This window comes from Acinetobacter sp. AG3, from assembly GCF_022343575.1.
Taxonomy (GTDB): Bacteria; Pseudomonadota; Gammaproteobacteria; order Pseudomonadales; family Moraxellaceae; genus Acinetobacter; species Acinetobacter guillouiae.
Genome location: NZ_JAKQZD010000001.1, coordinates 1,133,822 through 1,157,396, shown reverse-complemented (window position 1 = coordinate 1,157,396; position 23,575 = coordinate 1,133,822). Strand labels below are relative to the sequence as shown.

Annotated in this window: 17 protein-coding genes; 3 read left to right on the top strand and 14 right to left on the bottom strand. The window is 41.7% G+C overall.

Going from position 1 to position 23,575, the window contains the following annotated elements:
* From L3V46_RS05340 to L3V46_RS05290, 11 genes are all read right to left on the bottom strand, one after another.
* Positions 1-1,578 (bottom strand): ABC transporter substrate-binding protein, encoded by a 1,578-nt coding sequence (locus L3V46_RS05340; RefSeq protein WP_239045132.1) that lies wholly within the window; start codon positions 1,576-1,578, stop codon positions 1-3.
* Positions 1,579-1,590: 12 nt separating this feature from the next.
* Positions 1,591-2,784: an LLM class flavin-dependent oxidoreductase gene (locus tag L3V46_RS05335; RefSeq protein ID WP_004823401.1), complete on the bottom strand. Its 1,194-nt coding sequence runs from the start codon at positions 2,782-2,784 to the stop codon at positions 1,591-1,593.
* Positions 2,785-2,816: 32 nt separating this feature from the next.
* Complete coding sequence (locus tag L3V46_RS05330) at positions 2,817-3,527, bottom strand: class II aldolase/adducin family protein (protein WP_004717530.1); 711 nt, start codon at positions 3,525-3,527, stop codon at positions 2,817-2,819.
* A 15-nt stretch (positions 3,528-3,542) separates the two neighbouring features.
* Positions 3,543-4,601, bottom strand: a complete 1,059-nt coding sequence (locus L3V46_RS05325; RefSeq protein WP_004823403.1) for an ABC transporter substrate-binding protein — start codon at positions 4,599-4,601, stop codon at positions 3,543-3,545.
* Positions 4,602-4,895: 294 nt separating this feature from the next.
* Positions 4,896-7,124 (bottom strand): TonB-dependent siderophore receptor, encoded by a 2,229-nt coding sequence (locus tag L3V46_RS05320; protein ID WP_239045131.1) that lies wholly within the window; start codon positions 7,122-7,124, stop codon positions 4,896-4,898.
* Between the two features lie 143 nt (positions 7,125-7,267).
* Complete coding sequence (locus tag L3V46_RS05315; RefSeq protein ID WP_239045130.1) at positions 7,268-8,242, bottom strand: siderophore ABC transporter substrate-binding protein; 975 nt, start codon at positions 8,240-8,242, stop codon at positions 7,268-7,270.
* 6 nt (positions 8,243-8,248) lie between these two features.
* Positions 8,249-9,019 (bottom strand): ATP-binding cassette domain-containing protein, encoded by a 771-nt coding sequence (locus L3V46_RS05310; RefSeq protein WP_239045129.1) that lies wholly within the window; start codon positions 9,017-9,019, stop codon positions 8,249-8,251.
* Positions 9,016-9,963 (bottom strand): iron chelate uptake ABC transporter family permease subunit, encoded by a 948-nt coding sequence (locus L3V46_RS05305; protein ID WP_239045128.1) that lies wholly within the window; start codon positions 9,961-9,963, stop codon positions 9,016-9,018. Before L3V46_RS05305 ends, L3V46_RS05310 begins: the two co-directional genes overlap by 4 nt.
* Positions 9,960-10,904 (bottom strand): iron chelate uptake ABC transporter family permease subunit, encoded by a 945-nt coding sequence (locus tag L3V46_RS05300; protein WP_239045127.1) that lies wholly within the window; start codon positions 10,902-10,904, stop codon positions 9,960-9,962. Before L3V46_RS05300 ends, L3V46_RS05305 begins: the two co-directional genes overlap by 4 nt.
* Positions 10,904-12,673 carry an ABC transporter ATP-binding protein gene (locus L3V46_RS05295; protein WP_239045126.1) on the bottom strand — a complete coding sequence of 590 codons (1,770 nt, stop codon included), beginning with the start codon at positions 12,671-12,673 and terminating at the stop codon, positions 10,904-10,906. The genes L3V46_RS05300 and L3V46_RS05295 overlap by 1 nt, the downstream gene beginning before the upstream one ends.
* Positions 12,667-14,472, bottom strand: a complete 1,806-nt coding sequence (locus L3V46_RS05290; RefSeq protein ID WP_239045125.1) for an ABC transporter ATP-binding protein — start codon at positions 14,470-14,472, stop codon at positions 12,667-12,669. The genes L3V46_RS05295 and L3V46_RS05290 overlap by 7 nt, the downstream gene beginning before the upstream one ends.
* Positions 14,473-14,685: 213 nt before the next feature.
* On the opposite strand from L3V46_RS05290, the gene L3V46_RS05285 reads away from it, so the two are divergent.
* Positions 14,686-15,306 (top strand): TetR/AcrR family transcriptional regulator, encoded by a 621-nt coding sequence (locus L3V46_RS05285; RefSeq protein ID WP_209827401.1) that lies wholly within the window; start codon positions 14,686-14,688, stop codon positions 15,304-15,306.
* Positions 15,307-15,473: 167 nt separating this feature from the next.
* Here the strand turns inward: L3V46_RS05285 and L3V46_RS05280 are convergent, their stop codons facing one another.
* The 3 genes from L3V46_RS05280 to L3V46_RS05270 all read right to left on the bottom strand — a co-directional run bounded on the left by L3V46_RS05280 (position 15,474) and on the right by L3V46_RS05270 (position 19,820).
* The gene (locus L3V46_RS05280) at positions 15,474-16,922 is read right to left on the bottom strand and encodes an NAD-dependent succinate-semialdehyde dehydrogenase (protein ID WP_239045124.1); all 1,449 of its coding nucleotides are present in this window, start codon (positions 16,920-16,922) and stop codon (positions 15,474-15,476) included.
* A 31-nt stretch (positions 16,923-16,953) separates the two neighbouring features.
* Entirely contained in the window at positions 16,954-18,216 is a 1,263-nt protein-coding gene (gene gabT, locus L3V46_RS05275) for a 4-aminobutyrate--2-oxoglutarate transaminase (RefSeq protein WP_239045123.1), read from the bottom strand.
* Positions 18,217-18,494: 278 nt separating this feature from the next.
* The gene (locus L3V46_RS05270; RefSeq protein ID WP_239045122.1) at positions 18,495-19,820 is read right to left on the bottom strand and encodes a hypothetical protein; all 1,326 of its coding nucleotides are present in this window, start codon (positions 19,818-19,820) and stop codon (positions 18,495-18,497) included.
* A 306-nt stretch (positions 19,821-20,126) separates the two neighbouring features.
* On the opposite strand from L3V46_RS05270, the gene L3V46_RS05265 reads away from it, so the two are divergent.
* Entirely contained in the window at positions 20,127-21,632 is a 1,506-nt protein-coding gene (locus L3V46_RS05265; protein WP_004823419.1) for a PLP-dependent aminotransferase family protein, read from the top strand.
* 415 nt (positions 21,633-22,047) lie between these two features.
* The gene (locus tag L3V46_RS05260; RefSeq protein WP_239045121.1) at positions 22,048-23,505 is read left to right on the top strand and encodes an amino acid permease; all 1,458 of its coding nucleotides are present in this window, start codon (positions 22,048-22,050) and stop codon (positions 23,503-23,505) included.
* Positions 23,506-23,575: the final 70 nt, after the last annotated feature.

The window sequence follows — 23,575 nt, the reverse complement described above, 5'->3', positions numbered from 1 at the left end:
TCACTCCCCTTTACGCCAAAACTCATCAGTTCGCCATGCTGCAAAACCGGTTCGATCAGGTGTTACACCACCAATCTGATGAGAATGTGCATCTAAAACATTGTTAAAACCCCAAATCAGTAAGCCACCTTGTTCATGCTGAATTTGCTGTGCCTCATGCACCAGAACTTTGCGTTTTTCCAGATCAGGCTGTTGCAATGCGTGATGCACCAGCTCTGTAAAACGGGCTTGATTAAAACGGGTTTTGTTATTGGCTGCACCGGGTCCATCAATCTGCAATACCGTCAATAAAAATGGACGAGAAACATTTGCACCTGTACTCAATGCCCAATCTTGTTTGACTGCATCTGCAAATGTTGCAGCTTCAACTTGTTTAACCTTTACGATCACGCCAGCTTGCGCTGCATGTTGCGCAAACACCAAGGCGGCATTGCTATCTGGTCCTGTATATAAATCAACTTTTAAGTTTTGATCAAAACCAGCGGCTTTTAATAGTGTTTTAGCTTTGGCTAAATCTTGCTTACGCTGTGGAATTTCATGGTTATAAACAGGATCACTAAATGAATACAGATCGTTGGCAATTCGCCCTTGTCCCGCCAATGCCCGTTTCACTAAATCATCCCGATTGGCAATCAAACGAAATGCTTGTCTGACACGAGGATCATTAAACGGTGCTTTAGTGGTATTCATGTCAAAGGATTGCCAAGCATCTGTTTCAGATGAAACAACACTCAGTCGTTTATTGGCTTGAATCAAAGATAAATGCTCGGCACTAATACCCGATGCAATATCAATTTGCCCTGATTGCAAAGCAGCAAGACGCCCGGTTTGGTCTTTAAAATCTATAATTTCAATGGCATCTGCATAAGGCTGATTGTCTTTCCAATAATTTTCAAAACGTACGAAACGGGAACGTTGACCTGGGGTAAAACTTTCCAGTTTAAACGGGCCTGCTCCGACGACATTCTTGATTGGATCATAATCTGTTGGAATAATACCACCCCAACTCATCCATGCTTCAGGTAAGGCTACTAAGCCTTTGCCTTGAGCAAATGGAATTTCAACGGTGTAATCATCACGCTTTTTAATCGCATCGCGCTGTAATGAATACAAATAAGCCGCAAAGGGAGACGCCAGTTTAGGATCGGTCAAACGACGTAAAGAGAAAATGACATCATCGGCTGTAATGGTTTTACCATGATGAAACTCAAGCCCTTTCTTTAACCGAATCGTCCATTTAGTGCCATCCTCATTGGGTTCTGCAAATTCAGCAAGCGCCAATTTAGGTTGAATATCTCGCCCCCACTCCCATAATTTGGCATATAACGGCCAACCTCTAAAGGCACTCGACATTCCAATCGGCTTATGGGCATCTAAATTTCCAGCTTGATTACCATTAATCACCCCAATTTTGATCACTCCACCTTTTTGCGGTGTGCCATGCTGGCTTGTATGTGCAGCAGCTTCATTTGCTGCTGAGGAATCGGAACGAGAACACCCGATCAGGCTTGCTGCTGCAATCGTACCTAGACCTAAACCAGTATTTTTAATTAATGCTCTACGCGTAATTTTACTCATAGGATTCTCCTTTTAAACCACAGTTTCTTGATTCAACAGAGAATCTACAGAGGAGCGCTTTTTTAACTTCGGTAACTCAAAACCATGATCGAGCTCAAGTAGAGGAAACAACAAGTCTGCAACACGGTAAACTTCAGTAATTAAAGGAAAACCCGACAAAATAAATGCAGATGTACCGTAGCTTTCATATTCTTGGATACGTTGAGCAATATTTTCAGCGCTCCCGACCAATGCGGTCCCTGCAGCAGGATTTAAGATATCAAAGCCAAACAGTGATGGCCCTGTCCAAATATTTGGATAAATTTCAAAATCTTTAGCTTGAGGTAATATCCCCTGACGTAAGCGTTCTAAATTTTTTTGAACAATCGGGTTATTACTTTGATAGCTTTCAAAAGTTTCATTGGGTGGAAGCTGACGTTTTACTGCTTCAATCGCATAATTCACATCAATTTTATCGAGTAGAGACTGCGCGTATTGCCACGCTTCTTCTTCGGTTTCACGAACAATAATTTGTAAGCGAGTTCCATACTGCAAAGTTCGCCCAACTTTAGCGGCTTCTTTTGCAACCTTACTGAATTTTTCTCCCAGCAGCGGCGGTGTGTTGGCAAAGCTTAAATACACATCCAGCAATTCCACTGAATGTTGTACCCCTTTCGCTGATGTGCCAGCGCCCCACAGTGGTACGCCTTGTTTTTGGGTTGCCCCATGCCATTTTGACATCGGTGAAGCACCCTCTTGACGTGGAGCCACTTGAATAAACTCACCCTGAAAACCAGATTTATCGCCTAAATAATTCTGTTGAAATGTGCTCCAGTATTCTTTACTAAAGTCATAGCGTTCATCATGTGAATAATGAATACCCAATGCGGCAAGTCCCTGATCATTGCCATTGACCACATTAAACAACAAACGTCCCTGAGAGAATGCATCAAAAGTTTGTGCATATTTGGCTAAAACTGCGGGTTGAACTTCACCTGGATGCTGTGCAACCAAAAACTTCAGGCGTTCAGTAAAAGGAATTAAACTCGCAGCAACCGCCAGTGTTTCATACTCACTTGTACCCATGAGCGAACCGTAAAACCCCAGACGATCTGCGGTAATTGCAATTTGTTGCAAATGTTCATAATCGGTATCCCAGCGTCCCGACTCCAACCAAGGATAGGGACCATCAGGAGAGGTGAGATACCATAAAAGTTTTACAGCCATAATATTCTCTATATTTGTTTTAAATCATGTTTCTAATGGAGTGGAAGTAATCCCAGTGATTTGGCTTTTTCAGTCAATCCGCTCATTTTCCACTGTTGCTGTAACACCCCTTGCCCATATTCACGACTTCCTCCAACCAGTTCTGCTAACAGTTGAATTTGAGCACCTTCTTCAAGCAATAAAATAAATTCAGCAGTTTCCTGTAGACCTTGACGCCCCCAAACTGTGGCACCGCCATTGGCTTCCAAAATAGCCCGATGCTCAATATCAATCTTGAGTTGATCTAAAATGAAATCGACTTCTGCCTGACGCCGATCGATATAAATCGGTAATTCATTAAATAAATGAAAACGCTGAACAGGCACATATCGAATCGGTAGGGTCCGGTGTGTTTGGGCCCAAGCACCTAAATTCGGTGCATGTACATGAGAGATTGTGGTGACATCTGCATGTTCACGAAACAGTTTGTTATAACGGCCGCCAGCACCTTTTCGTCCCAATAAAACTTCACCATCAAGTTTCTCTACCAGTACTTTGCTTTTTTTATCTCGTGACCAAGGACCTGCATAGTTAAAGGTCACCAAAGTATTCTCAGGGGCGCGTTCAACAAAATTGACCGTGCCATTGGCAGTGATTGTGCCCGTCTCACGGAACACCTCAAATGCAAATTCAGCTTTTTCACGGTTGCGTTCAATAAAATCATTGAGTTCAGGGGAAAGTGGCGATTGAATCAGTGTAGTCATGATAAATATCCTGTTTTAACGTTGTTTATTTTGGCGACGCTTTAAAACTTCGAGTAATGGGCGATGATCGACCCATGTATCAAGATCTACGTCTTTTTCAAGGAAGCCATGTAACCAAAGAAAATCTTTTTGTTGTTTTAAAAGCTCAAGGCGTTCTTCACTTAATGAAGGGTGTAAAGATTTATGGAAATTATTACGATACGCTGTAGCCACACTTTCAGCACCCGCAATAGTTTCATCTTGTAGAATAACCAGCACTTCATCTAAATGATCTTCTGCCCAGTCTGCGGTATCAAAAAGCTCTTCCAGAAAATCCACAACGACATCAAAGTGATGTTCCAATAAATCTTCATGTACCGTGATAGGACGAGGTGTCCCGTTGTTCACACGTGAAGTCACATCTGCAAATTGATCTAAATCGATACCGACTTTTAAACCACGTTTGGTGGCTGCCTCAACAGCCGATGCCCCTTTGACATATACGGCATCGACCTCACCTGTAATCAAGGCATCAAGGCCTGACCAATAGGCACTGGCATCACGATCTTGTTTCGATTCAGCACGCTCAGGAACTTCAATAAAATCAACATCACGAAAACTTAAATTTGCAAGTTGTAAAGCCCCTCGAATACCTTGCAATGACATGGCTCTAAAAATACTGCCTGCACGTTTATCGGCATATTCAGGTAAAGCCACTTTGGCATTTTTTAAGTCTTCAGGTTGACGAATTGCTGAATCAGGTCGAACAATAATCACTTGCCATTCATCAATCCAAGTTAATCCAATCAGACGACTTGGGGCACCTTCTGAACGCGCAGCCAAAGCAGGTACATTGCCACCCTCACGGAATAAAGCCGGAAGCTGATGATCAAAATGATGCACAGACAAGCCTTTACGTGCATCTTGCAATACCGCAACATCAATACCATGTCGCTCAAATTTTTCGACCAAGGTGCCGCGTTTTAATGAGATTCCTGTTGCAGTGGGTACTGGACATCGTGTGACCCAAATTTCAGATAAAGTACTTTTTACAAATTCTTTAGAATTTTCTTTTTTATCGACGACAAGTGACATAGGTATTCCTTAAGATACTTCCAATTTCATATCACTTGTATTGAGCAGCTTTTATGCCAATATTTATTTTTATAATTTTCAATGCCTTATGAAAAATATAATTTTAATAAATGTTTAGATTTCATCACTTGTTTTAGATTTAGTGTTGTTTTATCAACAGCGCTTTAAGCAAGCCTGCCCTGAGACACTCCTCATCCGCTTTATTTTTTTGATTGAACAGATTTAAATGATTTAAAGCGCCTCATTGAATCAACATACAGCACCATATAAAAATATAGTGCTGTATCGCTTAAATTAAAAATCGATAGAAGCCGACAGCATATAAGTTCGAGGCGCACCCAAGGCTAAACTGGACAATTGTGGCATGCCCCAATAGGCCTTATTGGTCACGTTATTGATACTCGCAGCTAAGCTCAGTGGAAAACTTGAAACATTGGTCTTATATCTCGCCCCAACATCAAACAGTGTTCGTCCAGAAGCATGTAGTGTATTTTCCTGATTGATATATTGCTTTGAAACTGCTGTGGCATTTCCAGTCAAGGTTAAACCCTGCAACATCGAAATATCCCACTCCATGCCTAATTTCGCCTGTTGCTTGGCAACCCCAGTCGCAGTATTGCCTTGGTTTTTACCACCTGCAGTTTTGGTTAATTCAGGATCAATATAGGCAACACCACCGATTACACGAAGATTCGCATTAGGTGCTCCAAAGAAGCTCCATTCAACTCCTCTATTGCGCTGCTCGCCATCAGCAGTAAAAATATTGCTGACGGGATCGGTATAGCTACTTGGTTTTTCAATTTCAAACAGACTCAAAGTATTTGAGAATTTACCCAAGTCTACTTTAACCCCAAGTTCTTTTTGTTTTGTTTTAAAAGGTGCAAAAACTTCACCCGCATTTGCTGCAGTATACGGTGCAGTTGAGCCTTGGCTTAAGCCTTCAATATAGTTTGCATATAAGGAAATATGCTCTGTGGCTTTAAACAATATCGCAGCCCCAGGTGTGGTGGCACTTTCATCATAACGTGATGTCCGACTGCCTGTAACAATATTAAAAGCTTCACTCAGCACATTCTGTTGTCGTACACCCAAGGTCAATTGGACTTGATCTTGAGCAAAAGATAAGGTGTCCGCAATCCCATAACTGTTTAAACGAGATGCTGTTTTAGAAATATGTGGCGCATTAAAGCGAACTGGATTTCCCCAAACTGGATGATAAAGATTGGTGATCCATTCAGCCCCAGCCACATTTCTTACCCCATAGTCATTTTGATCATGTTGGTAATACGTTGCATTGACAACCCATTGGTGACCAATAGATCCTGTATCAAATTTTCCTTTTATGCCCAGATCAGCTGATTTCTTTTCAAGGTCAAAAGCCAACTGACCAATCTTGGTTTCAAGCCTGCCTTGACTGTCGAGCACGGTCGCTGACATGGCACCATTATATTTATAATCAGTTTTACTTTGTCCATAAGTGGCATATGCCATAACTCGATCACTCAAGTCATATTCGCCACGAAGCATAGCGCCCTTATCTTTGGTTTCAACAAAAGACCAGTCTGGATTTAATAGTGTGTCTGGTTTTGGTGGTTTAGGAATCGCAACCCCTGAGAGTAAATTAATCCCACGGTTGACACCATCTACTCGATCCTCAGCTGTATAGAGGTCTGCTGAAATACGTGCACGTTCGCCACGCCAATCCAGACCTAAAGAAACTAAGGCTGTTTTTTTATCTTGGTCTTTAATTGCGCCTGTTCCATCACGATATACTGTATTTAAACGTACACCAAAATCTTTATTTTGACCGAAACGTCTGCCGATATCGAGATGACCACCAAACTGTGAATCAGACATATAGGTCGCGGTAAAACGTTGCAATGGATCATCGCCTGCACACTTGCTGACTAAATTGACCATGCCCCCCACAGATCCTGCTGGCGGCATCCCATTGAGTAATGCTGTAGGTCCTTTGAGGACTTCGATTCGTTCAAACATTTCGGGAGAGGTTCGATAAAAAGGTGTGATGCCAAACATGCCGTTCATTGACATATCACTTGTACTCGAAGCAAAGCCACGAATATAGTAGTTTTCACTCCATCCGCCACTGGCACCATTGGTAAATACCGATGGGTCGGTTTTAGCAATGACATCGGTAATATCTTTTGCCTGTTGATTTTCAATATATTGGTCTGTATAGCCAATGCTATTAAATGGCGTTTCTAAGAAGCCTTTTTCACCTAAAAAACCTAACTTATTCTGCGAAGAAATCTGCCCCGCTAAAACACTGTTTTTTTCATTCACAGCTTGTACATGAATGGTGGGTAAATTTTGCAATGCCTCGCGATCTGATGGTGGCAGGTCAGGTGTTTGCGCATGAATTGTTGAGATCGGAATCACCAAAGTTAATCCGAAACCCAACAACATTTGAGCAGAAATCAAGTTTTTCAGTTTAAATTGCGGGCTTAAATCTCGGCACTGTGGTTTCAAAGCGTGCTGAAAAAGTGGATGACCATATTTCATATATAAATTTCCTTTCATTTTTTAAGCACAAGTTTCCCTATCACACTTTTTTTATTGAAAAGTATGCTGTAGTCACTTGTTCACGGTATGAGTGTTTTGGCTAGAGCTTATCTGGCTATAAATTTATCGTGTAAAGACCTAATTCATAGCTGATACCCCTTGATGACATCATCAATTAAAATATGCATGGAGGTTGGGCTTGCCGCAGTGATGTACCAAGCATCTGCATCAACAAAAACCACTTTGCCATTTTTCCATGCTTTGGTTTGGCGTAATAAAGGATTACTCATCCGCTCAGCATCAATCGTCGGACGATGTTCCATGACGGCTGTACGATCGACGATATACAAAATATCGGGATCAGCCTGTTTGATAAATTCACTAGAAATCGGTTGACCATGCAAACTTGTATCTACCACTGTACTGGCTGGTTTTACCCCGAATGCATTAAATACAAAGCCATAACGTGACTGAACCCCAAAGTTGCTAAAGGCACCATTGTTATGTAAGACCACCAAAGCTTTTTCAGGACGATTTGCAGTTATTTTTCGTACTTCTGCTACTTTGGCATCCAATGCATCTACTTTTTGCGTCGCCAATTGCTGTTGATTAAAGATCTGGCCTAAAGTGATCAAATGCGCTTTAATCGCCTCAATGTGATGCTGCTGACTGTTATTGAAATTGATGTCATAGTGCACAGTCGGTGCAATTTTACTCAACGCTTGATACTGATTTGCTTGCAGTGGCGTCATTAAGATGATGTCTGGTTTGAGTGTGTAAATCCGTTCCATATTGGGCTGAACAATCGCACCTAGATCTTGAACCTTTTGATCATCTTTATACTTTTGCAAAAAATGTGGTACATAATCTTTGGGCATACCCGCAATAGGAATACTCAGTTGATCAAGAAAATCAGCTTCATTCATATCCAATACCGCAGCACGTTGAGGATGATAGGCAATGCTGGTGGTTCCTAGTTCATGTTTAACCATGATCGGGGTTGCTAATTTTTGAGCCCCTTGGTTCGCATCAGCAGCAGGTTTTTTGTCACATCCCGATAAGCTGATTGCGGCTATCATGTTCAGTGCCAGAGTCCAGCCGTTATTTTTCCATTTCATGTGTATTCAAGCTCCTGTTGAGTTGAAGTAGTTGCACATACAGCCTTGTTCACTGTAGGTAATTTCAAAATCAAGTTCATACAAATCATCTAATTGTTGCGCAGTAATCACCTGTTTGACTGGGCCACTAAAACGTAGTTTGCCGTTCTTCAAGGCAACAATATGGTCAGAATAATTCGCTGCAAAATTGATGTCATGAATCACCAGAATCACGGTACGCCCCTGTTCATCACATAATCGACGTAATGCATGCATGATCTGAACAGCATGTTTCATATCAAGGTTATTTAAAGGCTCGTCCAATAAAAGCACCTCAGTCTGCTGAGCAATGGTCATCGCCAGAAAAGCCATCTGCCGTTGGCCTCCACTCAATTCATCGATATAGGCTTTACGTAATGCTTCTAAATTTAGAAATTGAATCGCCTCATCAATCACCTGATGATCGTTTGCGGTCAAAGCACCACCGCTATAAGGGAACCGCCCAAAAGACACCAGTTCTTCTACGCTCATGCGTAAGTTAAAGCTTGGAGACTGTCGTAAGGTTGCAACATATTTGGCATATTCAGCCGTTCGGATCTGGGTAATATCTTTCTGCTGAAATAAAATTTGACCTTGATCAGGGCTCGATAAATTTGCCAGCATCATCAATAAAGTCGATTTACCCGCTCCATTTGGACCAATGAGTGAAGTCACCTGCTTTTCAGGAAATTCAATATTGACATCCGAAAGCACATTTTTTCCCCCATAGGCTTTATGGATATTACGCACCCTAATCATGAAACACCTCTGGCACGAACTGTCAGTACAAGAAAGTACACACCACATACCAAATTGACTAAAATACTGACTGTCGTTTTATAATTAAAAACATGCTCAACTAAAATCTGAGCGAGAATAAATATGGCGATCGCAACAACACAGCCGATAACTAAGGTAAATTTATGTTGATGCGTTCCAGCGAGTGCATAAGCAATATTGGCAATAAACACCCCCATAAATGCGGTAGGGCCAATCAAGCTGGTTGAAATTGCAACCAAGATCGCAATCAAGGCAAGATAAAATTTGACGTATTGATGATGATCAATCCCCAATGAAATTGCCTGTTCACGACCGAGCACCATCACATCCCAAACAGCATATTTTTTTCTCAGTAACCCAAGAACCATAACGACCGTCACCACTGCATAAATTAATGTTTCAGGTTGAGAACGATTAAATGACGCATAGCTGAGCCCTTGAAATACTGAAAACTCACCGGGGCTTATTTTGAGCTGGATAAACTGAGTGACGGTACTAATCACCATAGTGAGTACTAAACCAAATAACAGCAGTTGAAAGACATCATTGCGCACTCGGGTCAGCAACCAACGGTGCATTGCCCACGAATAAAACAGCATCAGCAAGATTGAAACAAAGAAATTTCCATTTAAACCCAGCCATGACAATCCAGAAGTGCCAAGAAAAAACAGCAACATGACCTGCCATAACAAATAGACGGTTTCATAGCCCATGATGGATGGGGTTAAAATACGATTGCCGACGATGGTCTGAAAGATAATCGAAGAAAATGCAACACATATTCCGCCAAGCACGATGGTGGCGAGCCGAACCAGCCGTTGCGGAATGACATAAGCAAAATCTAATCCTGCATTTAGAAAGACAAACAATACCGCCAGCACCAGTACGCCGAATACCAGCAGCGATAGCTTCAACTTTGTCACGATCGAAGCCCCCTCAGAATCAATATCAGGAATAAAACCCCACCAACACCACCAGCAGTTAAACCGATAGGCACTTCAAAGGGATAAAGTACAGAGCGTCCGATAAGGTCACAGACCAGCAGTAAAGAAGCACCTGCCAAAGCCACAATGGGTAAGGTTTTTGCCAAGTTTTCGCCATACATCAAGGCAACCAGATTGGGAACCACCAATCCGACAAAAGGAATAGCGCCAACGGTAATCACCGTTGCTGCAGAAGTGATTGCAACCAGCAACAAACCAATTGCAGCCATCCTTGCATAGCCTAGCCCCAGACTTGAGGCCATCTCCTCGCCCATCCCCAGTACCGTAAAGCGATGAGCAAAAACATAGCTCAGTACCACGATGGGCAAGATGATATAAATCATTTCATAGTGGCCTTGAATGACTCTTGAAAAGTCCCCCATCAGCCAGCCTTGCATGCTCTGCAAAATATTATTGCGATAAGCATAGAACTCTGCCAATGCACTCAATATGCCGCCATACATCAAACCAATCACGGGCACTAAAACGGTATTCCTAAATTGGATACGGCGAATGATGGCGATATAAATCAGACTGGCAAGAAAACAAAAAAGCATCGCAAACAGCATTTTACTGAGCACACTTGCGGCTGGAATAAGCGTTAATGACACTAAAATTCCAAGCTTGGCTGCATCCAAACTCCCAGTTGTACCCGGTTCAACAAAACGATTTCGGACAATATGCTGTAAGATCACACCACACACTGACAAGCCCACACCCGTTAATACAATCGTGATCAAACGTGGAATCCGACTTGCACTAAGGGTGAGCCATGCATCACTGGATGCAGAAAATAAATCTGACCATGCGATTTGCTGAGCACCCAGCAGTAAGGATGCGATGCACAACATACCAAACAGCAACAATAAAACGACAGGCATTAGGCATGCTCTCCGACCTGTACATTTTTGCCTAGTCGCCATCCTTTAACCGCCTGCCCCTGCGCTAAATAACGGGCATAATGTCCATGCAACAAGCGTAATTGTGCGGGTGTTCCCTGCTCAATCACTCGGCCTTTTTCCAATACCGCGATGTGATCTGCAGCAGCAATTGTCGAGAGTTGATGTGCGATCACCAATATTGTTTTTTGACCCCGTAAGCGATTCAGCAATTCACAAATAATCGCCTGATTTTCTGCATCTAAAGCAGCAGTTGCTTCATCCACCAAAAGAATAGGTGCGTCTTTAATCAATGCGCGTGCAATGGTAATCCGTTGTCGTTCACCGCCTGATAGTCGTACACCACCCTCTCCCACCATGCTTTCAAGACCATCAGGAAGGCGCGCCAACATTTCTGTGATGCCCGCTTGCTGGACTGCCTGCATCACCTGTTCATCGGTTGCATTGGCTTTACCCATACGAATATTCTGAGCAATCGAGCCCGAAAACAAATAGTTGTCTTGGAAGATTTGACTGATCTGTGTAGTCAGTTGTTCATAACGTAATTGCTTGACATCCACCCCACCTAACAGCACTTGCCCTTGATTGACATCAAAAAAACGAGCAACGAGCTTGGCTAAAGTGGTTTTTCCAGAACCAGAAGCACCTATCAGCGCCATCATACTGCCTGAAGGGATATATAAATCCACACCCTTTAAGACATCAGGCTCATCCTCTGCATAACGGAATTGAACATTTTTAAATTCAATCGATGCATCATTGGGGCTTTTAGAAATCTCAACTTGTGCTAATGCTTTGGCGTTAAAAATCTGTTGTATGGCTTCAAGTTGACTGCCTGCACTACGCAATACTTCGCTATAGCTTGCAACCTCAAGCAAGGTGTCAATAAATCGACAAACGAGGAGCAGTGAAACGGTAATGTTAACAATGTCTGCCAATAAGAGCTGATTTGCGCTGTGGATGTTTAGCCAAAACACCGTAACAATCAAAAATAGCGCAAACACAATTTGAATGGCCCAGCTATTCAATACCGCAGATAAGGACGACATTAAAATAAGCTTTAAACCGAAATGTCGTTGCTGGTCTACAGCTTGATGAATAAATCGGGTGCTACGACCTTCACCATTAAAAGCACGTAAAACGGATTGAGCTTGCGCGAACTCCACCATACGTTGGCTTGTTTCAGCAAAACTCTGTTGGTATCGCTCATCTGTAAAACGAGCAATTTTGCTGGTCAATCTAAAGACCAGCACAATCAACGGAAGCGCAACCAATGCAATTAAGCCGAACACACCATGTATACATAACAATGCGATGACAATGACCAAAGGCGTGATCACACTGCTAATCACAGGGGTAAAAACGTGTGCTGGTAATTGTGCAACCGACATCATGCCTTGAGTGACAAGATGATTGAATTGAGTGGTATTTTGTTGGGTAAACCAACCGACTGGTAGACTTGCGGCATGATGCCCCAAACGCAGACGGGCATTTTCTAAAACAGCAATACCAACCGCAATTCCCATTTGCTCCACTACGCGGCGAAGACACCAACACAGGATGATTGCAAAAAATAATAAGATCAGCCAAAGCGCCATTTGATCAAGATTAGCAAGCATCAATTGAGACAAAATCAACGCCAACATGATCAAGCTCAGGCCACAAAACACAGCATATACAACTGCCATCGCCAGATAACGGTGAAGAATAGTGACATCATCACCCAGCAATTGAGAAAAGGTTTTTAGCATGATGCTTCTCCCATTTGCGTGTGAACATGCTTTTCGGTATAGGACCATAATTGGTGATATAAACCTTGCTGAGCGAACAACGCTTCATGGGTCCCCTGTTCAACAATTTGTCCTTGATCAAGGACAAGAATTTGGTCAGCATTCATAATGGTATCTAAACGATGTGCAATAACTAAAAGGGTTCGACCTTGAGCAAATTTTGAAAGTGCATCCTGAATTGCAATTTCATTTTCAATATCAGCGGCAGCTGTGGCCTCGTCCAGCACCAATATCGGGGGGTCCAGTAAAATTGCTCTGGCAATACTGATCCTTTGTCGTTCCCCTCCTGACAACTGGGCATCTTTCCCCACAATAGATTGATAGCCCTGCGGCAACGCCATAATTCGATCATGAATATTTGCCGCCTTTGCTGCGTGTTCTATTTCTTGTTGGCTAGCATTTAGACGTCCGAGTGCAATATTGTCACGTACACTGGCATGAATGAGACGGGTATCCTGCAAAACAAATCCGATCTGTTGATAAAGTGTGGTGGTTTGAATATCGCGTAGATCTACGCCACCAAGCATGATCTTTCCTGCAACAGGATCAAAAAAGCGAAGCAACAGCTGAGCAATGGTTGACTTCCCTGCACCCGATGGACCGACAATTGCAGTGATGGTTCCAGACTTAAGTGAAAAATTCAGATCCGATAGCACTTGATGCTGCGCTGTATAGCCATAGCTGACTTGATGAAAATCAATACTGCTGTCTTTAATCTGTAATTTTGGATTTCCTATAGCCATTGGCAATACTGGTGTATCCAATAATGCCAAAATTCGCTGCGCGGCAGCCTGACTGGCCTGTAGATCATGTAATAAGGTATGCAACAATAAAACAGGGGCACAGATGGTTGGTGTAATCAACATAAAAGGCAGTAAATTTATGGGTTTAAGCCAACCCAAAGAAATCAATAGTGTTCCACTCAGCAGTACAACACCTAAGATGGTGATCGGTGAAATCATCGCATGGGCATGCGCCATAGATTTGACTAAGGGACGAGTAAATATTCGAAAAGCATCTGCAAAGGAATGAACGGCCTGCTGATAGCCCTGTGAAGCCTGACCAGTTTTGCCAAAGGTTTTGACGACGGGTATCGCATGAATAAATTCAACAGCGGCACTATTGATCTGACCCAGCTGAGTGGCAAATTGCTGAATATTATTTTCACTAGCACGCATGGCCTTACGTAAAAATATGACAAAGCCTAAAAATGGCAACAATGCTAAAATTGCCATGCGCCAATCCATCATCAATAGAAAAATTACAGCAACACTAATTGTGCCGAATGCACGTCCAACAGCGGGATAAAAATGTGCAGTTAAACTATGCAACAGACCAATGTCATCCTGCATGATTTGTTTAACTTCTCCCGAACTTCTGCCTGTAAACCAACCCAGAGGAACTTGAGTCAGATGCTGGGTTATATTGCTTTGCAATTGCCCAGTAATTTCATGATCCGCCAAATGCGCGATTAACTCACTGACAGTCAACAAAAACATGCCGAGCAACAAACACCCGATACTGAGTAACATCATCCATAGGATTTTATCGTCACCCTGTTGTGCTCCACCAAGTGTAGTTACTTCGGTAAATATAGTACTGATCACCCATGTAATCGCGATCAAAGGCACCAAGGTGAGCATTGAACCAACCGCTGCTGTGACCGAAGCCAGAATTAACTTGAGCCGAATTGGATGCAATATAAAATTCAATGGATTTGAATACTGAGCCTGAACTTCTTTTACATGACTTGCACACATAACAGTAAAAATCCTGTGTCTGATCGTTCATATCCATCTGCTTTTGGTCAGTTGATTCTGACTAAAACTCCGCTAGATATGCCATCAAACAATAATGAGAATTAATATCAATAGATTTAGTTGCATTGTAGTAAACTAATTAAGCAAAGTAAACGATTTGACCCTCATCCATTCACATGGCAACATTAAAAAATTAATTTTTACGGAATAAATATGTCTTCTCTGAGCAAACCGTCTTCTCGCGGTCGCCCACGTACCATCACCCATGAACGCATCATGAATGCTGGGATTGAGATCGGTTTATTGAACCTTACATTTGTTGGCGTTGCAGCTGCACTTGGGGTCAGTCATATGGCGTTATACAAACATATTGCCAGTTTAGAAGATCTTAAATATTTGATTGCAGAAGAAATTTTTATTCGTTGGGAAATACCGCAGCCTTTAGAAAAAAATCCGATTCCATTAAAACAATACCTGTTTGAATTTATGCATTCAATTCGGGAACTGGTGAAGTCCAACCCTGGTTTTACCCCCTATTTAATTCGTCGCATGGCATCTACACCTTCAATGATTGCCAAAATTGAAAAACATCATCATCAAGTTGCGGCGGCTTATTCTCTTTCTGAAAAGCAGGCGGGCTGGTTAAATGCAACCATTGCATTTCACTGTATCGCGGTTGCAGATACGATTTATTCTGTAGCGGGTAAAGAACCGATTAAAGACACCCAACGTGCCGCTGAAGAAGCAGAAATGGAGGCGGAATTTATCCAGAGTATGGAAGCATTAATCATTGGGGCACTAACCATGATCAATGAAAGAGATGATTTAAAATAACCAGATATAAGACTTTATAGATTCAGGCTGTCTTTAACAGCTGATTCGCTAAGATCATTGTGCAATGGCTAAGCTACAAATTAAATTTTCCCTAAATTAAAAAAATCAGTCTTGAATGGACAAAACTGATTTTTAAAAAAGTATAAAGCATGATGAAAAGAACGTATTTATGCAGATAAATCCACACATAGATATTTCATTTCGAGATATTCATCAATACCAAATTTAGAACCTTCACGTCCCAGACCTGATTGTTTGATTCCACCAAATGGCGCAACTTCATTTGAAATAGCACCAGTATTAATACCAACCATGCCATATTCCAATGCTTCACCTACACGCCATTGACGTGCTGAACTCTGTGTAAACACATAAGTCGCCAGTCCAAACTCAGTATCATTTGCCATTGCCACAGCTTGTTCTTCATTGCTGAAACGGAATAATGCAGCCAAAGGACCAAAGGTTTCTTGCTTTGCAACGTGCATGTCTTGAGTCACCTCAGTTAACACCGTCGGCTCAAAGAAAGTTCCGCCTAAACTTGAACGTTTTCCGCCAATTTTAATCTGTGCCCCTTTGCTGATTGCATCTGCAATATGTGATTGCACTTTAGCAACAGCATCTTCATCAATTAAAGGGCCTTGAGTTGAGCCTTCTTGACGACCATCGCCAACTTGTAAGTTCGCCACAGCAGCCGTCAATTTTTCAGCCAATGCATCGTAAATACCATCTTGTACATAGATACGATTCGCGCAAACACAGGTCTGACCACTATTGCGGAATTTACTCAGCATAATGCCTTGTACGGCTTGTTCCAGATTGGCATCATCAAAAACCAGTACTGGTGCGTTGCCACCAAGCTCCAGTGATAATTTTTTGATTGTTGGCGCACACTGTTGCATTAAAATACGGCCCACTTGAGTTGAACCCGTAAAACTCAACTTTTTAACAGTATCACTTTCACACAGTGTTTTACCAACTTCAATTGCATCACCACTGATATGAAGCAATACATCTTGTGGCAAACCCGCTTGCACTGCCAAGACTTCTAAAGCATACGCCGTTAATGGCGTTTGCTCCGCAGGCTTAACCAGCATCGAACAACCCGCAGCAATGGCAGGCGCAGCTTTACGGGTAATCATCGCCGCAGGGAAATTCCATGGCGTAATCGCAGCTGTTACCCCAATCGCTTGCTTAATAACCAGCAAACGCTGATTTGGCTGTGTTGGGGTCAGTACCTCACCATCAATACGACGCGCCTGTTCGGCAAACCAGCGAATAAATGATGCCGCATAAGTAATTTCACCACGTGCTTCCAACAAAGGCTTACCTTGCTCTGCGGTCAAAATTTGTGCGAGTTGCTCCTGATTTTGCAAAATCAAGTTGTACCATGCCCACAACACATCCGCACGCTGCAAGGCTGTTTTTGCTTTCCACATTCTTTGTGCAGCTTGTGAACGGATAATTGCTTGTTCGACCGCCTGACGATCATATGCTTTCACCCATGCTAATGGCACATGAGTTGCAGCATCACTCACTTCGATGTAACCACCATTTAACGGTTGTTCAAAGTGAATATCTGCATGCTGTAATAAATATTTCAAATGATCTTGAAGCATTTCAATCTCCCATTTCTTATGATGCAACCAGTTATGCTGCAACCAGCGTTGCAAACCCTTGTTTTAAAATAGCGAGACCATCTTTGAATTGCGCTGTTGGAATTGTTAATGGGTATAAGAAACGAATGACATTACCATTGCGGCCACAAGTTAAAATCAGTAAGCCATTTTCCATTGCATGCGTCTGTATAGCTTTTGCTTGTTCAGCTGTTTCTAGTTCAATTGCAACCATTGAACCCAAAGCGCGAATATCGGTAACAATGCTGGTGGTGGCCTTAATTGTATTTAATACTGAAACCAACTCAGCACCCAATACATTGGCGCGATCACATAGATTTTCACTTTCAATAACATCAATAACTGCATGTGCTGCAGCAACCGCAATTGGACTGCCCGCATAAGTACCGCCTAACCCGCCAGGATTCGGTGCATCCATCACATCAGCACGACCAACTACACCTGAGATAGGGAAACCACCACCTAAGCTTTTTGCCATAGTGATGAGGTCAGCTTTAGTTTCATAGTAATTCATAGCAAATAATTTGCCTGTGCGTGCAAAACCAGACTGAACCTCATCTGCGATCAGCAAAATACCATGCAAGTCACATAGTGCACGTAAACGCGTTAAGAATTCCGCTGGGGCCACATTGAAGCCACCTTCCCCTTGCACAGGTTCAAGTACAATTGCAGCCACATCATGTGCAGCAATATCTTCAGCAAAAATATCTTCAATGCTTTGAATTGCGTCATCAATCGTAATGCCTTTCGACGCCACTGGATAACGCGCATGGAAAACGCCTCCAGGCATCACACCGAAATCACGTTTATAAGGTGCTGTTTTACCTGTCATTGCCATGGTCATAAATGAGCGACCATGGAATCCATTTCCAAAAGTTACAATACCGTGGCGACGTGTATATGAACGGGCAATTTTTACTGCATTTTCTACAGCTTCTGCGCCCGTAGAAAAGAATGAAGTTTTTGCAGGACCATCTATCGGGGCGCGTTGATTAATACGCTCGGCAAGAGATACATAACTTTCATAAGGTACAACTTGATATGCTGTATGGGTAAATTTTGTTAATTGTTCAGTAACAGCAGCAATAATTTTAGGATGACGATGACCTGTGTTTAGTACCGCAATTCCACCAGCAAAATCGATAAATTGATTGCCTTCAAGATCCCAAATTGTCGCATTTTCTGCTTTCTCCGCATACCATTGACACATGACACCAACTCCTCGAGGTGTTGCCTGCTGTTTACGCGTATTCAAAGCAGAGTGTTTACTGTCCATTTTATATCCTCAATCTTGATTCATACATGATAAAATTTCAGCATCCATATCACCCAATTGATGATATGCAAATGACATGTTGATTTGTCTTATTGTGCGCTTTTATGGGTATGAAACGAGAGCCACTTTAATTAAGTGCGAGAGAGCCAATGTATACACTTGCTCTATTTTTTAAAAAATTAAAATTCAATAAATACGGATAAATCTTAGCTTTAAAATTAGCTGATAAAAAAATGGCACCTTTTAAAAGGTGCCATTGTTTAAGTTATGCGAAAAAACTAAAAACTATAAATAAACAGTAAATTAAGGAGTTTACTCTGCCCCGATGCATCGCCCTTTGCTAGAGAATTGGCATCACCACCAATAAATACATCATTTTTCCCCACGATATATTCTGCTGCTAACGAAAATTGCTTTATGTCCATATGTGCACCGAGGATTTGCCGGGTTGATGTGGCAAAATCTGACTTATTTTTATCAAACACGGTATAGCTATAATAAGGGGTAATATCATAATCTCTATAAAAATCATTGATATGATAATCAATATTCGCTACATAGTAGTTGCTTTTGTTGGCAACAAAATATTTAGATTCAAATGAACCAACCGTTGTATAATCTGTAGCGTTTAATGACTTGGTATCACTACGATTCTGCCCAGCGGTCAAGGTTAAATTCGCCTTTTGGTAATTTAAGCGACCAAAAACATTCCATGCATGACGATGACCCGTTTGCCCATTACTATTATTTTCCAAATCCGAATACCAATACGATCCCCCTACATTGAATTGAACAGGATAATCATCGAACTGAATTTTCTGATTAATCCGTGCAACCCACATATTTTTTTCTTCGATATTCTCTGTCGTTGTATTTTCAGGCTCAACATAATTGGCTGCATAACGCGCTGAATCTCCACCACCTCCTGCAAAACTTCCACCATCACGAGCAAAATAAGCCAAGTCCAAAACAGTATTGGTGCTGAGTTGCTGCTGCCAATTGATTCCTAAATTATGCACATCTTCTAAACCGGCATTGTCCAATAAACTCCCGTACCAACTACTGGTCCAGAAACGACCTATACCAAAAGGCATATCCTGTAGTCCAAGCCTAATCCTGCTCGTATCACTTAACTTATAACCAAGATTGGCATTGACCAAAGTTGAAAAATCACACAAGGTATCATTTTGATAGCAGCGATATTCCACGCCACCAAACAAGGTCTTGGCATCATATTTTAAATCGAGTTTCGCAGCGTTAAACTTTAATTTATGGTCACTGTCCGAATAATCTTTATCTTGGTAATTCGCACGTACCCACCCTGACACCGTCAGTTTCCCCAATGCCGTATCAGCATTTCCCCAAGAAAGATCCTCAGCATAAATAGCCGTAGATACCGTCATTACGCTGAGCAGCGTAACCAACAAAATCAATTTTACTGGAATATCAGGCCTTAGACTCCACTTCTGGCAGTTCAGCATACCTCTCTTTTTGCTAAATTGATCTTCGCTAAGTGCATCAAAATATGCAGATGGCTGAAGATCATTATTCCAAGTAATTGCCCCTTGTTGCTTATGTGTAAAATCGCTCACTATCTTGTTCATTATATGATCCTATTTTTGTATGTAGACGCATTTCCTCGCGACTGCAAAAAACTAAAAATGATGTAGCCTTGTTGATATTTACGATTCCCTAAGTTTTAGCAGCACAATCTGAGCTAAAAAATAAGCTTGATTTTTTTGCTTGGGCTTTTAGTCAGATCTGTGTATATTTTTTTCTGCCATTTACGGGTTGCTATTTTTCAGCCAGAGATGAAGCAATTTTTTAACAATCATGGTCTGACTAGATCATTTTGCACGTGTTGACAGTGTGCCCACGAGAGCCATTTTCAATTTGTAGGAGAGAGCCAATTGCGTAGCTTGCTTGGAGATTATTTACTACAACGATTGCAGCAAGATATCGATGGAACCTTGCAGTTACGGCTATTTCGCTGCTTACGCAATGCCATAATTGATGGTGTATTGGCACCTAAAACCCGTTTACCTGCATCGCGTGACTTGGCAAAAGAAATTAAAGTTTCTCGCAATACCGTGTTAAGCGCGTATGAACAATTACAAGCACAAGGTTATGTAAATGCCCGTACTGGACAAGGGACTTGGGTCGCAGACGAATTACCTGAATCTTTTTTAGTTAAAGCAGAAAATCCCCATCAGCCCATTCAAGAAAAAAAATCTCAGCAAAGTTACAGCTTATCTCAACGTGGTTCTTACTTAATCGGCTATTCCGCTGCATCACCCTATCAATGGGGGGCATTTGTACCAGGCGAACCTGATGTAACTGAATTTCCGCATCATATTTTTAGCCGAATTCAAACCCGTTTAAGCCGTGAACCAGAAATTAATCAATTAATTTATAGCAATGCTGGTGGCAGTTTGGAGCTACGTCAGGAACTCGCGGAATACCTCAAAATTGCGCGTTCAGTTCAATGTGATGCAGACCAAATCATCATTACCGAAGGTACCCACCAAGCTATTGATTTAGTTTCGCGGACCTTGACTGATATCGGTGATGAAGTTTGGATCGAAGACCCGGCTTATTGGGGAGCCCGCAATATTCTACGCATTAATGGGGTTAATCTACGTTCACTGCCAGTTGACCAAGATGGGATTATTCCAGACCTTCATCCTCAATGCCCGCCTAAGCTGATCTTCGTTACGCCATCTCACCAGTATCCATTGGGTTCACATCTAAGTCTTGAACGCAGAAAACAGCTGATCGCGTTTGCACGTCAACATCAATGCTGGATTGTTGAAGATGATTATGACAGTGAGTTCAGATTTTCAGGACAACCCTATCCCTCTTTACAAGGCTTAGAACCAGATTCACCCGTCATTTACATGGGAACATTCAGTAAAACCATTTATCCAGCGCTACGTATTGGTTATTTGGTCGTGCCCAAAAAACTGTTTTCACCATTACGCATCGTCTCAGCAGAGCTCTATCGAGGTGGACATTTAATCGATCAAAAAGTATTGGCTGAGTTTATTCGTGAGGGGCATTATGGCGCACATATTCGACGTATGCGTTTACTTTATAGCAAACGCCATGCATTTTTAATTGATTTAATTTACCGTCATTTAGGTCAAGATTTCCTACATGAATACAATACAGCAGCAGGTTTACACCTTATTTTAAAATTACCAAGTCACAGTGATGATGTCTTGATTGCATCGAACGCGCTTGATCAAGGGGTAAAAGTCAGAGCACTGTCACAATACTATACAAAACAATACTCTACTCAACAGAAAGGTCTATTGCTCGGTTTCGCCTGTGTTAATGAACAAGCCATTTTTGTCGCTTTCGGTATTTTACTGAAATGCTTACGTGATGTTGGTATTCCGACGCTCAATCATTAAAAAATCAGAGATCCATTAAAATTTCATTTTAAAGTTTAACTTCATTTTTAGCCGCTTTAAAACATCAACACAACCATAGAATATTGTTCATTTTATTGAGCAACTTGATTTTTCTGTACATTTTTTTCCCTCGCCCTTTTCACATTTTTAAAATAATTGGCTCCTTTGAATAGATAAAAAGTGGCTCTCGTCACCTGATAACAAAAAAGCCAAATTAATCGAATACATAAAAAGTATGTAAACAGTTTAGTCGCCAAAGGGTAATCCTTCCCCTGTTTACAAAATATGCGATTGAGCAAAGTTAACCTCATCTTCATTCAGTGCTTAATCATTTAGCTGCATTTCAAAGGATAGATCATTAAAAAATAGCATAGCGCTCAACTGCAATTATATGCTTGATATTAAGGGAAATAATATGACTGGAAATCAATCTGCTTCCAAGCTAGATTCGTCACAAGGCTTAAAAAATGGACTTAAATCCCGCCACCTCACTATGATTTCGATTGCCGGTGTAATTGGTGGTGCATTATTTGTTGGCTCTGGAAATGTGATCTACGATGCAGGACCAGCTGCAATCCTTGCCTACACTTTCGGCGGATTATTGGTTCTACTGATCATGCGTATGCTGGGTGAAATGGCAGTACTGAATCCTGACAGTGGCTCATTTTCAACTTACGCAGACCGTGCCATTGGTCGTTGGGCTGGATTTTCGATTGGCTGGCTGTATTGGTCCTTTTGGACTTTACTGATGGGATGGGAAGCCTTTGTTGCAGGCAAAATTCTCAATAACTGGTTTCCATTTATTCCCATTTGGGGCTATATGCTCCTTGTTATTGTAAGTTTAGTTTGGATTAATTTACGCGATGTTAAAAACTATGGCGAATTTGAGTTTTGGTTTGCCTTAATCAAAGTCATTGCCATTATTCTATTCTTGGTGATCGGAAGTTTAGCCATCTTGCATATATGGCCTTGGGGTGATGCCGCTATGGTCGGTGGTATTACATATTTAACAGCTGAAGGGTTTATGCCGAATGGCTTTTCTTCAGTCATTACTGCCTTGCTCGGTGTAATGTTTGCCTATATGGGCGCAGAAATTGTGACTGTTGCAGCCGCTGAAACCAAAAATCCAGCCAAAGAAATCCGCAAAGCATCCAATTCAATCGTATGGCGGATCATTTTATTTTATGTCGGCTCAATGTTGATTACTGTTTGCTTAATTCCACATAACAACCCTTTATTAAAAGATCCAACTTGGGGGACATACAGTGTAACCCTAACAGCACTGGGTATTCCTGAAGCACGTCATATTGTCAATTTTGTGGTGTTAACCTCAGTATGTAGTTGCTTTAACTCGGCGCTTTACACCTGCTCTCGCATGGTATATTCGCTTTCTAAACGAGGAGATGCACCGAAGAGCTTTGCATTGACCAATCGTAATAACAGCCCATGGATTGGCGTCATTTTTTCGAGTCTGTTTTCATTCGTTGCCGTTTATTTTACCGCGACTGAAAGTATGAATATTTATGATGTACTCATGCTGACAACAGGTACAGTATCCCTCTATGTATATCTCGCAATTGCTTTTTCACAATTAAAGTTACGTAAAAAACTCGAAGCCGAAGGTGAACATATTCCATTTAAAATGTGGTTATTTCCTTGGCTGACCTATCTGGTGATTGTCTTTATTATTGGTGCATTAATTACAATGGTTATTGAAGGAACTTATTTTAAAGAAGTTGCATATACCAGTGTACTGGCCTTACTTATCGTAGGTCTTGGGATTTGTGCACAAAAGTTTAATTGGGGCGCTCATCAAGCATCAGAGAATAAGGCTTCACAAAGCAACGTTAAGCTCAGTGATAATAACTCTTAATACAACAGCAGAAATCAGCTTAAACCGATCTGTGAACAACATTCATATTTGTTCACAGATCATTTTCATT

Coding starts and splice junctions, on each gene's coding strand:
- L3V46_RS05260 (WP_239045121.1), top strand. CDS start 22,048: ATGACTGGAAATCAATCTGCTTCCAAGCTAGATTCGTCACAAGGCTTA.
- L3V46_RS05330 (WP_004717530.1), bottom strand. CDS start 3,527: ATGACTACACTGATTCAATCGCCACTTTCCCCTGAACTCAATGATTTT.
- L3V46_RS05320 (WP_239045131.1), bottom strand. CDS start 7,124: ATGAAATATGGTCATCCACTTTTTCAGCACGCTTTGAAACCACAGTGC.
- gabT (WP_239045123.1), bottom strand. CDS start 18,216: ATGGACAGTAAACACTCTGCTTTGAATACGCGTAAACAGCAGGCAACA.
- L3V46_RS05295 (WP_239045126.1), bottom strand. CDS start 12,673: ATGCTAAAAACCTTTTCTCAATTGCTGGGTGATGATGTCACTATTCTT.
- L3V46_RS05335 (WP_004823401.1), bottom strand. CDS start 2,784: ATGGCTGTAAAACTTTTATGGTATCTCACCTCTCCTGATGGTCCCTAT.
- L3V46_RS05315 (WP_239045130.1), bottom strand. CDS start 8,242: ATGAAATGGAAAAATAACGGCTGGACTCTGGCACTGAACATGATAGCC.
- L3V46_RS05340 (WP_239045132.1), bottom strand. CDS start 1,578: ATGAGTAAAATTACGCGTAGAGCATTAATTAAAAATACTGGTTTAGGT.
- L3V46_RS05290 (WP_239045125.1), bottom strand. CDS start 14,472: ATGTGTGCAAGTCATGTAAAAGAAGTTCAGGCTCAGTATTCAAATCCA.
- L3V46_RS05280 (WP_239045124.1), bottom strand. CDS start 16,922: ATGCTTCAAGATCATTTGAAATATTTATTACAGCATGCAGATATTCAC.
- L3V46_RS05300 (WP_239045127.1), bottom strand. CDS start 10,904: ATGCCTGTCGTTTTATTGTTGCTGTTTGGTATGTTGTGCATCGCATCC.
- L3V46_RS05285 (WP_209827401.1), top strand. CDS start 14,686: ATGTCTTCTCTGAGCAAACCGTCTTCTCGCGGTCGCCCACGTACCATC.
- L3V46_RS05310 (WP_239045129.1), bottom strand. CDS start 9,019: ATGATTAGGGTGCGTAATATCCATAAAGCCTATGGGGGAAAAAATGTG.
- L3V46_RS05270 (WP_239045122.1), bottom strand. CDS start 19,820: ATGAACAAGATAGTGAGCGATTTTACACATAAGCAACAAGGGGCAATT.
- L3V46_RS05325 (WP_004823403.1), bottom strand. CDS start 4,601: ATGTCACTTGTCGTCGATAAAAAAGAAAATTCTAAAGAATTTGTAAAA.